This window comes from Streptomyces sp. F63, assembly GCF_018070345.1.
Lineage (GTDB): Bacteria > Actinomycetota > Actinomycetes > Streptomycetales > Streptomycetaceae > Streptomyces.
This window is the reverse complement of sequence record NZ_JAGPXX010000033.1, coordinates 1-13,021: the sequence shown is the minus strand read 5'-3', so window position 1 is coordinate 13,021 and position 13,021 is coordinate 1. Positions and strand designations below refer to the sequence as shown.

Genomic DNA, 13,021 nt, shown 5'->3' with positions numbered 1-13,021 from the left:
CCGCGAGCCGGTGAACCCTCCGGGTCACAGCGCTAGGGTCCCCGGCATGGACACCACCTCACCGGGCAACCCCGCCCTGCGGCGGCGGCTGGGGCTCTTCGACGCCGTCGTGATCGGTCTGGGCGCCATGATCGGCGCAGGCATCTTCGCGGCGCTCACTCCGGCCGCCGGAGAGGCCGGCTCGGGGCTGCTGCCGGCCCTGGGGGTGGCGGCGGTGGTCGCGTACTGCAACGCCGTGTCCTCCGCGCGGCTCGCGGCCCGTTATCCGGAGTCGGGCGGCACGTACGTCTACGGGCGGGAGCGGCTGGGTCCGTTCTGGGGCCATCTCGCCGGCTGGGGCTTCGTGGCGGGCAAGACGGCGTCCTGCGCGGCGATGGCCCTGACCGTGGGGGCGTACGCGTGGCCGGGGCACCACCGGGAGGTGGCGGTGGCGGCCGTGGTGGCCCTGACGGCCGTGAACTACCGGGGGGTGCGGAAGTCGGCCCGGCTGACCCGGGCGATCGTCGCGGTGGTGCTCGCCGTGCTGGCGGCCGTGGTGACGGCCGGGCTGACCTCGCCGGAGGCGGACGGCGCCCGGCTGGCGCCCGGCGGCGACGCCTCGGTGGCCGGGGTGCTCGGCGCGGCGGGTCTGCTGTTCTTCGCCTTCGCCGGGTACGCGCGGATCGCCACGCTGGGCGAGGAGGTGCGCGATCCCGCGCGCACCATTCCGCGCGCCATCCCGCTGGCGCTCGGTATCACGCTCGCCGTGTACGCGGCCGTGGCCGTGGCCGCGCTCGCGGTGCTCGGCCCGGACGGGCTGGCGGGTGCGGGCGCGCCGCTCGCCGACGCCGTCCGGGCGGCGGGGGTGCCGGAGTTGGCGCCGGTGGTGCGCGCGGGCGCGGCCGTGGCGGCGCTCGGTTCGCTGCTCGCTCTGGTGCTCGGGATCTCCCGGACGGCACTCGCCATGGCGCGGGACGGGCATCTGCCGCGGCCGCTGGCGGCCGTCCACCCGCGGTTCCGGGTTCCGCACCGGGCCGAACTGGCGGTCGGGGCGGTGGTCGCCGTGCTGGCGGCGGCCACGGACCTGCGCGGGGCGATCGGCTTCTCCTCGTTCGGGGTGCTCGTCTACTACGCGATCGCCAACGCCTCCGCCTGGACGCTGACCCGGGAGGAGGGCCGGCCGCCGCGCGCCGTCCCGGTCGTCGGGCTGGCGGGCTGCCTGGTGCTCGCCGTCACGCTGCCGCTGCCGTCGGTGGTCACGGGTGCCGCCGTGCTGGCCGCGGGAGCGGCCCTGTACGGCGTGCGCCGGGGCGCACGGCGCGCGGACTGAGATTGCCGGGACCCGGAGCGCCGAGGGCCGGAAGTCCGGGATCCCGGAACGCGGGGGCCGGGAGCACCGGGCCCCGGAGCCGCGGTCCGTCCGGGCCGGCGGGTGTGCGTACGTGCTGGTGGTTCGGCCGTGCGGGCCCGGCCGTACGGGGAGGCGGTTGCGGCCGTCCGTGCGGGTTCCTCCGGCCGTCCGGGCGAGGCCGCGCGGCCGGAACCGGCGTGGCCCCTTCCGGTCGGCGCGGCACCATTGACCCGCCCATGCCAAAGCCTCAGCATGACGCACCATGCGACTGCCATCACGCGGCCAACGGGTCACCGCCCTCGCCGCACTTCTGACACTCGCGCTGGCCGTTCCCCTGACCCAGGCCGGCACGACTCCCCCCACCGACCGTGCGGACGCGCTCACCGGCGTCGCGTCCGCCGAAGAGACCCCCCGTCAGTACGAGGTCGCCGGTCCCGCCACCGCGGCCCAGCGCACCCGTCTGCTCACCACCGGCGCCTCCGTCGACGAGGTGCGCGACCACTCCGTCGTCGTCTCCGCGGACTCCGGGCAGGCCCGCGAACTCCGGGACCTCGGCTACACGCTGGAGCCGCTGCCCGCTCCCCCGTCCCGCCGTACGGGCGAGCAGAGCCTCCGCGCGGCCGACTTCCCGCCGGCCGACGCCAAATACCACAACTACGCCGAGGCGACGGCGGAGATCAACGCCCGCGTGGCCGCCCACCCCGACATCATGAGCAAGCGGGTGATCGGCAAGTCCCACGAGGGCCGCGACATCGTCGCCGTCAAGATCAGCGACAAGGTGAAGACGGACGAGAACGAGCCCGAGGTCCTCTTCACCCACCACCAGCACGCCCGCGAGCACCTGACCGTCGAGATGGCGCTCTACCTGCTGCGCGAACTGGGCGAGGACTACGGCACCGACTCCCGCATCACCCAGGCGGTGAACGGCCGGGAGATCTGGATCATCCCGGACCTCAACCCGGACGGCGGCGAGTACGACATCGCCTCCGGCTCCTACCGCTCCTGGCGCAAGAACCGTCAGCCCAACTCCGGGTCCTCCGCCGTCGGCACCGACATCAACCGCAACTGGCCCTACAAGTGGGGCTGCTGCGGCGGCTCCTCCGGCAGCACCTCCTCGGAGACGTACCGGGGCCCGTCGGCGGAGTCCACCCCCGAGGCGAAGGTCGTCACCGGCTTCGTCCGCAGCCGGGTGATCGGCGGCGAGCAGCAGATCAAGGCCGGGATCGACTTCCACACCTACAGCGAGCTCGTCCTCTGGCCGTACGGCTACACGTACTCCGACACCGCGGGCGGCATGACGCGGGACGACCGCGACGCCTTCGCCGCCATCGGCCGGAAGATGGCCGCGAGCAACGGCTACACCCCCCAGCAGTCGAGCGATCTCTACATCACCGACGGCAGCGTCAACGACTGGATGTGGGGCGACCAGAAGATCTTCTCCTACACCTACGAGATGTATCCGTCCTCGGCCTCCGGCGGCGGCTTCTACCCGCCCGACGAGGTGATCGAGCGGGAGACCGCGCGCAACCGGGACGCGGTGCTCCAGCTCATCGAGAACGCGGACTGCATGTACCGCTCCATCGGCAAGGAGGCGCAGTACTGCGCCTCCGGCTGAGCCGGCATCGGCCGGCGGCGCGTCCCCGGTGACGGCCCCCGGGGGCGCCGCCGCCGGCCCCCCCGGCGCGCGGCCGGGCACCGGTTCCGTCGCCGCACCGCACCGCAGCGCACCGCACGGTGCCGCACCGCACGGTGCCCCGCGGCCCGCGGATGCGGCAGGATTCCCGGAGTCCCGCCCGCACCGCAGCCCGCGGAGGCCCGATGACCGCCGAGCACCCCACCGACCAGCCCACCGACCAGCCCGCCGGAGGAACCTCCGGGCGCACCACCCGGCCCGCGGCAGACCGGTCACCGGGCCCGCCCGGCCCGTCCCGCCCGGTCGCCGCCCGGCTGGCCGAGGAGCGGATCGACCACCGCTTCAAGGGACTGCCGCCGGATGCCGCGGGCCTCACCGTCCGGGAACTGGCCGCCCAGCGCCGGCCGCTGTTCGGCGGCGGGTTCACCACTCCGGTCCTGGCCCTCTCCGCCGAGGCCCTGGAGCACAATCTGGCCCTCATGGGCCGTTACGCCGCCCGGCACGGACTGGCCCTCGCCCCCCACGGCAAGACCTCCATGGCCCCGGCTCTCTTCGAACGCCAGCTGGCGCACGGGGCCTGGGGCATCACCGCGGCCGTCCCGCACCAGGCCCGGGTCTACCGCGCGTTCGGCATCTCCCGGATCTTCCTCGCCAACCAGCTCGTCGATCCGGCGGCACTCCGCTGGCTCGCCGGGGAGCTCGACGCCGACCCGGAGTTCCGCTGCGTGGTGTACGCCGACTCGGTGCGCGGGGTCGGGCTGATGGACGCCGCGCTGCGCGACTGCGGCGCCACCCGTCCCCTCGATGTGGTGATCGAACTGGGCGCAGGCCCGGGGGCGCGCACGGGGGCGCGCACGGACGGCGACTGCGCGGCCGTGGCCGCGGCCGTCGCCGCCGCCCCCACCCTCCGCCTGACCGGCGTCGCCGGATACGAGGGCGAGGTGCCCGGCGCGGACCCCGAGCGGGTCACGGCCTGGCTGCGCCGGCTCGTCGCCCTCGCGGGAGCCCTCGACGCCGCCGGCCGCTTCGCGGACGCCGAGGAGATCGTCGTCAGCGCGGGCGGCAGCGCCTGGTTCGACGCGGTCGCCCGGGTCTTCGGTGAGATCCCGGAGCTGTCCCGCCCGGTGCTGCGGCTGCTGCGTTCCGGCGCGTACGTCTCGCACGACGACGGCCACTACCGCCGCCTCACCCCCTTCAACCGGATCCCGGAGGAGGGCGCGCTGCGGCCCGCCTTCCGGCTCTGGGCACAGGTCCTCTCCCGCCCCGAGCCGGGCCAGGCCTTCCTCAACGCGGGCAAGCGGGACGCCCCCTGCGATCTGCACCTGCCGGAGCCGCTGCTCGTCCGGTCCGCGCGGGACGGCGCGGAGCGGCCCGCGGCCGGCCTCACCGTGACGGCCCTGTCCGACCAGCACGCCTGGCTGGACGTCGCGGAGGAGGGCCGGGCGCTGGAGGTCGGCGACTGGGTGGGGCTGGGGCTGTCGCATCCCTGCACGGTCTTCGACAAGTGGCAGCTGATCCCGGTGGTGACGGAGGACGGCACGGTCACGGACTTCGTCCGCACCTTCTTCTGACGGTCCGCTGCCCGCCCGGACGCGCGGCCCGGCACCACCCCGAGCGGTCCGGCACCACCCCGAGCGGTCCGGGCCGGGAACGGCGCGGGCCGAGCGGCGCGAACACCCGAACGGGCGGCCGTGGCGGAGCTCACATCCCGCCCCGCCGCCGGTCCCCAAGCCTCCGCCCCCGCCCGGCCCACCGCTCCCCGGGCTGCGCCCCTTCCCGCCGGACCGCGGTCCCCGTTTCCCGTTTCGAAGCCGCGCGGACCCTTCCGGCCGGTGTTCCGCATGTGCCGGAGGGTGACCGCTTGGGCATCGAAGACAGCCGCCGACCGGCCCGCTCCGCGCCCCGGGGGGACCACCGCGGCCGGGCGGTGCGCGGCGTCCCCGGGTCCCCCGGCGGGGCGCCCCCCGCGTGGCGGAAAACACCGAGCGGCCCCACCCGGGCGGCCGTATGGTGGCGAACATGCAGGTGATCCAGTCAACGAAGCTCGCCAATGTCTGCTACGAGATCCGGGGTCCGGTGCTCGAGGAGGCCATGCGGCTGGAGGCGGCGGGTCACCGCATCCTCAAGCTCAACACCGGCAACCCGGCGCCGTTCGGCTTCGAGTGCCCGCCCGAGATCCTGGAGGACATGCTCCGGACGCTGGGCGACGCGCACGGCTACGGCGACGCCAAGGGCCTCCTCACCGCCCGGCGCGCGGTGATGCAGTACTACCAGACCAAGGGCATCGAGCTGGACGTCGAGGACATCTACCTCGGCAACGGCGCCTCCGAGCTGATCCAGATGTCGATGCAGGCGCTGCTCGACGACGGCGACGAGGTGCTCGTCCCCTCCCCGGACTACCCGCTGTGGACGGCCGCCGTCTCGCTCTCCGGCGGCACGGCCGTGCACTACCGCTGCGACGAGCAGTCCGACTGGATGCCGGACCTGGCCGACATCGAGCGCAAGGTGACCGACCGCACCAAGGCGATCGTCGTCATCAACCCGAACAACCCCACCGGTGCCGTCTACGACGACGAACTCGTGCGCGGTATCGCGGAGATCGCCCGCCGCCACAACCTCATCGTCTGCTCCGACGAGATCTACGACAAGATCCTCTACGACGGCGCCACCCACACCCCGACCGCGGCCCTCGCCCCGGACCTGCTCGTTCTCACCTTCAACGGCCTGTCCAAGGCCTACCGGGTGGCGGGCTACCGCAGCGGCTGGCTGGCGGTCTGCGGCCCGAAGGAGCACGCCTCCAGCTACATGGAGGGGCTGACGATCCTCGCCAATATGCGGCTGTGCGCCAACGTCCCGGCGCAGCACGCGGTGGCCGTGGCCCTCGGGGGCCGGCAGTCGATCAACGAGCTGGTGCTGCCGGGCGGCCGGCTGCTGGAGCAGCGCGACGCGGCGTACGAGGCGCTGACACGGATCCCGGGGGTCAGCTGCGTCAAGCCCAAGGGGGCGCTGTACGCCTTCCCGCGGCTGGACCCCAAGGTCTACAAGATCAAGGACGACCGGCAGATGGTGCTGGACCTGCTCCGCGCCGAAAAGATCATGATCGTGCACGGTACGGGCTTCAACTGGCCGGAACCGGACCACTTCCGGCTGGTCACCCTGCCGTACAAGGAGGATCTGACGGACGCGGTCACCCGGATCGGGGAGTTCCTGGACGGCTACAGCCAGTTCTGAGCCCCACCGCCCGGCCCGGGCGTTCCGCGGGAGCGCCCGGGGCTCCGCCCGGACTGTACGGGACCGCGGGAGGGGCGGGGGCCGGGCAGGAAGCCGGGGCACGCGACGGGACACGCGACGGGGCCGCGACCGGAACCCGCGGCACTTCGGATACGAACAGAATCAACTTTAGACAGCATCCAAGCTAGGATGGTCCTCTCACACGAGGAGGCCATCCATGTACGAACCGATCCGCACCAAGTCGGTCCACGCCATGGGAGAGCCGACGCCGTTGCCCCGCCGGCCGCGCCACGAAGAGCTGGACATCCAGCTCGCCGGGCATCTGGCCGCGCTGCTGACCGTGACCGACGAACTGCGGGCCCTCGTCCCGGACCCGTCTCTCGACCGGGCGGCCCAGCGGCTCACCGAGCGCGTCACCCGGCTCCGCGACGGTTCACGGCCGGTCCGGTCCTCCGCCGCTCCCGCCCCGGGGCGGCCCGACGCCGACCGGATCGCGTCACTGCACCGTCGCGGGCACACCCTCGCCGGACGGGCCCTGGTCGTGGCCGCGTCCCGCGCGGACACGGGTGCCGCGATCCTCTCCGCCGAGCGCATGGACGCGCACGCCGCCGCCCTCGACGGCGCCGATCCCGCCCTCTCGGGGGCGGCCCACTGACGCGCCGGGGCCGCGCCTCGCACCAGCGCCCGCGGCCCCGGCGCAACCACCGGAAACCCGATGGCGGGGTGCGGCTGCGTGCCGCACCCCGCCATCGCTCCCCGGTCGGTACGGAGGACCGTGCCGTCAGCCCAGACGCCGGACGAGGGCGCGGTACTCGTCCCACATCTCCTTGGGCGTGTGGTCACCGAAGGTGCCCAGGTGCTCGGGGACCAGCGAGGCCTCGTGCCGCCAGGTGTCGAGATCCACGCTGAGCAGCAGGTCCAGGTCCTCCTCGGCCAGGTCGAGCCCTTCGGTGTCGAGGGAACCCTTGGCCGGCAGAACGCCGATCGGCGTCTCGACGCCCTCCGCCTTGCCCTCCAGACGCTCGACGATCCACTTGAGGACGCGGCTGTTCTCGCCGAAGCCGGGCCACACGAAGCGGCCGCCGGCGTCCTTGCGGAACCAGTTGACGTAGTAGATCTTCGGGAGTTTCTCCGCGTCCGCCTGCCGGCCGACCTTCACCCAGTGGGCCATGTAGTCGCCCATGTTGTAGCCGCAGAACGGCAGCATGGCGAACGGGTCGCGGCGCAGCTCGCCGACCTTGCCCTCGGCGGCGGCGGTCTTCTCGGAGGCGACGTTGGCCCCGAGGAAGACACCGTGCTGCCAGTCGAAGGACTCGGTCACCAGCGGCACGGCCGAGGCGCGGCGGCCGCCGAAGAGGATGGCCGAGATCGGCACACCCTTCGGGTCCTCCCACTCGGGCGCGATGATCGGGCACTGGCCGGCCGGGACGGTGAAGCGGGCGTTGGGGTGCGCCGCCGGGGTCTCCGACTCCGGGGTCCAGTCGTTGCCCTTCCAGTCCGTCAGGTGCGCCGGGGGCTCCTCGGTCATGCCCTCCCACCAGACGTCGCCGTCGTCGGTGAGCGCCACATTGGTGAAGACGGCGTTGCCCCAGAGGGTCTTCATGGCGTTGGCGTTGGTGTGCTCGCCGGTGCCCGGGGCGACACCGAAGAAGCCCGCCTCCGGGTTGATCGCGTAGAGCCGGCCGTCCTCGCCGAAGCGCATCCAGGCGATGTCGTCGCCGATGGTCTCCACGGTCCAGCCGGGGATCGTGGGCTCCAGCATGGCGAGGTTGGTCTTGCCGCAGGCCGAGGGGAAGGCGGCGGCGACGTACTGGGACTCGCCACGCGGCGGGGTGAGCTTGAGGATCAGCATGTGCTCGGCGAGCCAGCCCTCGTCGCGCGCCATCACGGAGGCGATGCGCAGGGCGTAGCACTTCTTGCCGAGCAGGGCGTTGCCGCCGTAGCCGGAGCCGTAGGACCAGATCTCGCGGGTCTCCGGGAAGTGCGAGATGTACTTGGTCGTGTTGCAGGGCCACGGCACGTCGGCCTCGCCCTCGGCCAGCGGGGCACCCAGGCTGTGCACGGCCTTGACGAAGAAGCCGTCGGAGCCGAGCTCGTCGAGGACGGGCTGCCCCATCCGGGTCATGGTCCGCATGGACACGGCAACGTAGGCGGAGTCGGTGATCTCGACACCGATGGCGGACAGCGGCGAGCCGAGCGGGCCCATGCAGAAGGGCACCACGTACATCGTCCGGCCGCGCATGGAGCCGCGGAAGATCCCCTCCTCGCCGGTGAAGATCTCCCGCATCTCGGCGGGGGCCTTCCAGTGGTTCGTCGGGCCCGCGTCCTCCTCCTTCTCGGAGCAGATGAAGGTGCGGTCCTCGACGCGCGCCACATCACTCGGGTCGGAGGCGGCGTAGTACGAGTTCGGCCGCTTGATCGGGTCCAGCTTGGTGAACGTTCCCTTGGCGACCAGCTCGTCGCTGAGGCGTTCGTACTCGGCCTCGGAGCCGTCACACCAGACGATCCGGTCCGGCTGGGTGATGGCGGCGATCTCGCCGACCCAGGAGACCAGTTCCTGGTGGTTGGTGGGTGGGTTGGTCGCCACGGGGGTCTTGGGGTCGCCCCCGGCAGACACAGCGCTGAGCGCCACGATCACTCCGTTCCGCCGGAACCGCGCCGCTCCGGCGTCAGATAGCGAGGGTCATGCGGGCATCTCTGTCCCTGATACCCGCATATGTCGTTAGGTTGCCTAGTTGCCCCGTGGGGGCTGCGACCCGGATGCGTCCTGTGCGCTCATCCGGTGCCGACCGCACTCATTTGATCATCCGCCTGTCGAGCTCATCTGTCCAGAGGGCATCCCACGTGAGCATCGCCACTCGGAACCGCCGGATCCGGGCCACTCGGGCCGCCCGCAAGTTACGGTCCCGTAGCTAGCATTGGGCCATGACTGCCACATCCGGCGCCTCACGCGAGGCTGTGCACGACGACACCGCGCCCTCCGAGACCTCCGGTGTGCTCCCGCAGGGGCTTTCCAAACCCGTCAAGCCGAGGCTGCGGGGCTGGCTCCACGCGGGCATGTTCCCGGCGGTCCTGATCTCCGGCGTCTTCCTGACCGCACTGGCCGACACCAACCCCGGCCGGGTCGCCTGCGCCGTCTACACCCTCACCGCCTGCCTGCTCTTCGGGGTGAGCGCGCTCTACCACCGCGGAGACTGGGGACCGCGCGCCAACGCCGTCCTGCGCAGGCTGGACCACGCGAACATCTTCCTGATCATCGCGGGCACCTACACCCCGCTCACGATCCTGCTGCTCCCCGACGGCACCCGCGAGACGCTGCTGTGGGCCATCTGGGCCGCCGCGCTGATCGGCATCGCCTTCCGCGTCTTCTGGGTGGGCGCCCCGCGCTGGCTCTACACCCCCTGCTACATCGCGATGGGCTGGGCCGCCGTCTTCTTCCTGCCCGACTTCCTCCGCGAGGGCGGGGTGGCGGTACTGATACTCGTGGTCACCGGCGGCCTGCTCTACAGCGCCGGGGGCATCATCTACGCGCTCAAGCGCCCCAATCCGTCACCGCGCTTCTTCGGCTTCCACGAGGTGTTCCACTCGCTCACCCTGGCGGCCTTCATCGCCCACTACATCGGCATCTCCCTGGTGGCCATCTGACACCGGCCCCCCGGCGACGGCCGTCCGCCACCGGCCGCGGCCCGGCGGGGACCCAGGCCGGGGGCGCGCGGGGCCCGGTGGCGCCGCAAGCCCTCCGCCGGCCCTCCGCCCGCGCCCCCGCGTCCCGGCCCGCCGCCGGCCACCGCTCCTCCGACTGCCCCGGCCGCTGCCCCGCGGCCGGGGCGGTGGCGTTTCCCGGGCCGTACGCGCGCCCCGCCCCCCGGCCGGCGGGGCCCGTTCCCCTCTCCGGCTATTCCCGCGGGCCGGATGATCCGCCGAGCCGGGCCGCCAGCGCCTCCGGGTCGGTCACCGGCGCGTCGCAGGTGAAGTGGCGGCAGACATACGCGGCCGGACGGCCGTCCACCAGCGGGCGGTCCCGCAGCAGCGGCGGCTCCGCCGCACCGGGCTCCCCCACCGCGACGACCGTGCCGGGCGCGGTGCCCAGCAGCGCCGTACGGTGCAGCGCGGCCGTCGCCGGATCGTCCCGCGGGCCGATGACGGCCACCTCGCGCGGCCCGTCCAGCGCCGCCTCCGCCACGGCCAGCCCCCAGCCGGTGTGCCGGGGAACGCGCGGGGCCAGCGCCCGCACCACACCGAGCGCCTGCTCCGCCGCGCTCCGGTGCTCGGCGCTTCCGGTGTACGCGGCGTAGGACAGCAGGGCTCCGGCCGCGGCGGACCAGCCGGAGGGAGTGGCCTCGTCGGTCGGGTCCTGCGGGCGGCGGATCAGCCGCTCGCCGTCGTCGGCGGTGTCGTAGAGCGCGCCGTCCTCGTCCCGGAAGTGGCGCAGCACGGTGTCCAGGAGCAGCCCGGCGAACGTCACCCAGACGCCCTCGCCGGTGACGGACGCGAGGGCGAGGAAGCCCTCGGCGACGTCCGCGTAATCCTCCAGGACGCCCGCGTTGGCCCCGGCGGTGCCGTCCCGGGAGGTCCGGGCGAGCCGGCCGGTGCCGCCCATGTGGACCCGTACCAGCAGGTCGGCCGCGGCGGTCGCCGCCTCGACGAGGTCGGGGCGGTCGAAATAGGCGCCGGTCTCGGCGAGGGCCGCGATGGCGAGTCCGTTCCAGGCGGCGACCACCTTGTCGTCCCGCCCCGGGCGGGGCCTGCTGGCGCGCGCCTCGGTCAGGCGCTTCCGGATGGAGGCGATGCGGTCGGCGTCGGTGAGCCCTTCCCCGGGGAGCTGGAGGACGGAGGCGCTCTCTTCGAAGGTGCCCTCCTCGGTGACCCCGAAGTAGCCGGCGGCGAGCCGGGCGTCCTCCTCGCCGAGGACCTCCCGGAGCTGGGCGGGGGTCCAGACGTAGTACGCGCCCTCGGCGTGCCGCCCGTGACCGCCGCCCGGCCCGCCGGCACCGCCCGCGCCCTCCGCACCGCCCGGTACCTCGCTGTCGGCGTCCAGCGCGGAGGCGAACCCTCCCTCGGGCGTGCGCAGCTCGCGCAGCAGGAAGTCGGCCGTCTCCAGCGCCACGCGCCGGGCCAGGCCGGAGCCCGTGGCCCGCCACAGATGCGCGTACACCCGGAGCAGCAGGGCGTTGTCGTAGAGCATCTTCTCGAAGTGCGGCACCACCCAGCGCCGGTCGACGGAGTAGCGGGCGAAGCCTCCGCCGAGCTGGTCGTACAGTCCGCCCCGGGCCATGGCCTCGCAGGTGTCGGACGCCATCTGCAGGGCGCCCTCGGAGCCGGTGCGGGCGTGGTGCCGCAGCAGGAACTCCAGCACCATCGACGGCGGGAACTTGGGGGCGCCGCCGAATCCGCCGCGGGCCGTGTCGTAGTCGCGGGTCAGGGCCAGCAGCGCGGCGTGCAGCTCCTCCTCGCCGGGCGGGCGGGCGCCGTCCCCGCCGCCGAGCGCGAGCGAGCGCGAGGAGAGTTCACCGACGATCCGCCCGGCGACCTCGCCGACCTCCTCTCGGCGGTCGCTCCAGGCGGCATGCACGCCCTCCAGCACCTGGCGGAAGGAGGGCATGCCGTAGCGCGCCTCGGGCGGGAAGTACGTACCGAAGTAGAAGGGTTCGGCATCCGGTGTGAGGAAGACGGTCATCGGCCAGCCGCCCTGGCCCGTCGCCGCCTGGACGGCCTCCATGTAGACCGCGTCCACGTCCGGCCGCTCCTCGCGGTCCACCTTGACGGACACGAAGTGGGCGTTGAGATAGGCGGCGGCCTCCGGGTCCTCGAAGGACTCGCGCGCCATCACATGGCACCAGTGGCACGCCGAGTAGCCGACCGACAGCAGAACGGGGACATCGCGCCGCCGCGCTTCCTCGAAAGCCTCCGGCTCCCAGGGCCACCAGTCGACCGGATTCTCGGCATGCTGCAGCAGATAAGGCGAGGTCACGCCAGCCAGCCTGTTCATGCGATCCAGCCTCTCACGATCGCTCAACCCCGCCGGCAGGCCCCGCGCGGCTCCGTGCCGCTTCCGCCGAGCCGCACTGGTGTGCCGGACCGGACCCTCGCCTCAGCCGATCTTTCCGAGCTGTGCCATGACGAACTCTTCCGGGAGGGTGAGGTCGCGGCCTTGCTTGCTCTCGGGGAAGACCGCCGGGAAATAGGCCAGGGTGGCGCCCTTTCGGGCAACGGTGATCTTCATGGGTGTCCTGAAGCCGTCAGCAGCCGTAACGGTCACTTCCAGCCCCATGGCCTCGTCCGCCCCGGCAGGGGCGAGGGTCTTGGTCACTTCGCACCGTGCGGGTTGACTCCTTCACCGACTCAACGCGCACCGCCTTCCGCACCACCCGCTACGAGTACGACGCGCGCGGGAACCGGATCAAGGCCGTCGACAGCAAGGACAACACCTGGTCCTGGACGTACGACGCGCGCGGCCGGGAGATCTCGGCCACCGACCCGGACACCGGCACCTCGACGACCACCTACGACGTCCTGAACCGTCCGGTGAAGACGAAGGACGCCCGTGGCTCGACGGTCTGGACGAAGTACGACGCCCTCTCGCGGCCGCTGGAACAGCGCAAGGACAGTTCGACCGGCACGCTGCTGCAGTCCAACACCTACGACACGCTCAGCGGCGGCGTCGGCTTGCCCGCCTCCTCCACCCGCTACACCGACGGGCGGGACTGTAAGACGTTCGGTGTAACTCCTGATCAAGGAAGATGCATCGATGACCAGTAAGAACGTGACCGAGACCCAGTCCGTCGAGACGCCTGAGCCGCAGCCGTCCCGGGCGGTGGACGACCAGC

10 protein-coding genes are annotated in these 13,021 nt (G+C 73.1%); 7 read left to right on the top strand and 3 right to left on the bottom strand.

Annotated elements, in window-relative coordinates:
- The first annotated feature begins 46 nt into the window (after positions 1-46).
- The 5 genes from KBZ10_RS24625 to KBZ10_RS24605 all read left to right on the top strand — a co-directional run bounded on the left by KBZ10_RS24625 (position 47) and on the right by KBZ10_RS24605 (position 6,849).
- Positions 47-1,309, top strand: a complete 1,263-nt coding sequence (locus KBZ10_RS24625; protein ID WP_210989915.1) for an APC family permease — start codon at positions 47-49, stop codon at positions 1,307-1,309.
- A 283-nt stretch (positions 1,310-1,592) separates the two neighbouring features.
- The gene (locus tag KBZ10_RS24620; protein WP_210989914.1) at positions 1,593-2,945 is read left to right on the top strand and encodes a M14 family metallopeptidase; all 1,353 of its coding nucleotides are present in this window, start codon (positions 1,593-1,595) and stop codon (positions 2,943-2,945) included.
- 203 nt (positions 2,946-3,148) lie between these two features.
- On the top strand, positions 3,149-4,534 hold the full coding sequence (locus tag KBZ10_RS24615) for an amino acid deaminase (RefSeq protein ID WP_210989913.1): 1,386 nt from the start codon (positions 3,149-3,151) through the stop codon (positions 4,532-4,534).
- 448 nt (positions 4,535-4,982) lie between these two features.
- Positions 4,983-6,194: a pyridoxal phosphate-dependent aminotransferase gene (locus KBZ10_RS24610; protein ID WP_210989912.1), complete on the top strand. Its 1,212-nt coding sequence runs from the start codon at positions 4,983-4,985 to the stop codon at positions 6,192-6,194.
- A 217-nt stretch (positions 6,195-6,411) separates the two neighbouring features.
- Positions 6,412-6,849, top strand: a complete 438-nt coding sequence (locus KBZ10_RS24605; protein ID WP_210989911.1) for a hypothetical protein — start codon at positions 6,412-6,414, stop codon at positions 6,847-6,849.
- A gap of 126 nt (positions 6,850-6,975) precedes the next feature.
- Here the strand turns inward: KBZ10_RS24605 and KBZ10_RS24600 are convergent, their stop codons facing one another.
- A complete protein-coding gene (locus KBZ10_RS24600) occupies positions 6,976-8,781 on the bottom strand; it encodes a phosphoenolpyruvate carboxykinase (GTP) (protein WP_210989963.1) in 1,806 nt (601 codons plus the stop codon).
- 338 nt (positions 8,782-9,119) lie between these two features.
- On the opposite strand from KBZ10_RS24600, the gene KBZ10_RS24595 reads away from it, so the two are divergent.
- A complete protein-coding gene (locus tag KBZ10_RS24595; protein ID WP_210989910.1) occupies positions 9,120-9,839 on the top strand; it encodes a hemolysin III family protein in 720 nt (239 codons plus the stop codon).
- Between the two features lie 250 nt (positions 9,840-10,089).
- On the opposite strand, the gene KBZ10_RS24590 is transcribed toward KBZ10_RS24595, so the two are convergent.
- Complete coding sequence (locus KBZ10_RS24590) at positions 10,090-12,183, bottom strand: thioredoxin domain-containing protein (RefSeq protein WP_210989909.1); 2,094 nt, start codon at positions 12,181-12,183, stop codon at positions 10,090-10,092.
- 102 nt (positions 12,184-12,285) lie between these two features.
- A complete protein-coding gene (locus KBZ10_RS24585; protein ID WP_210989908.1) occupies positions 12,286-12,504 on the bottom strand; it encodes a hypothetical protein in 219 nt (72 codons plus the stop codon).
- Positions 12,505-12,512: 8 nt separating this feature from the next.
- Between KBZ10_RS24585 and KBZ10_RS30155 the strand changes: the two genes are divergently transcribed.
- Positions 12,513-12,953, top strand: coding sequence for an RHS repeat domain-containing protein (locus KBZ10_RS30155; RefSeq protein ID WP_210989907.1), 441 nt, complete (start codon positions 12,513-12,515; stop codon positions 12,951-12,953).
- Positions 12,954-13,021 lie beyond the last annotated feature (68 nt).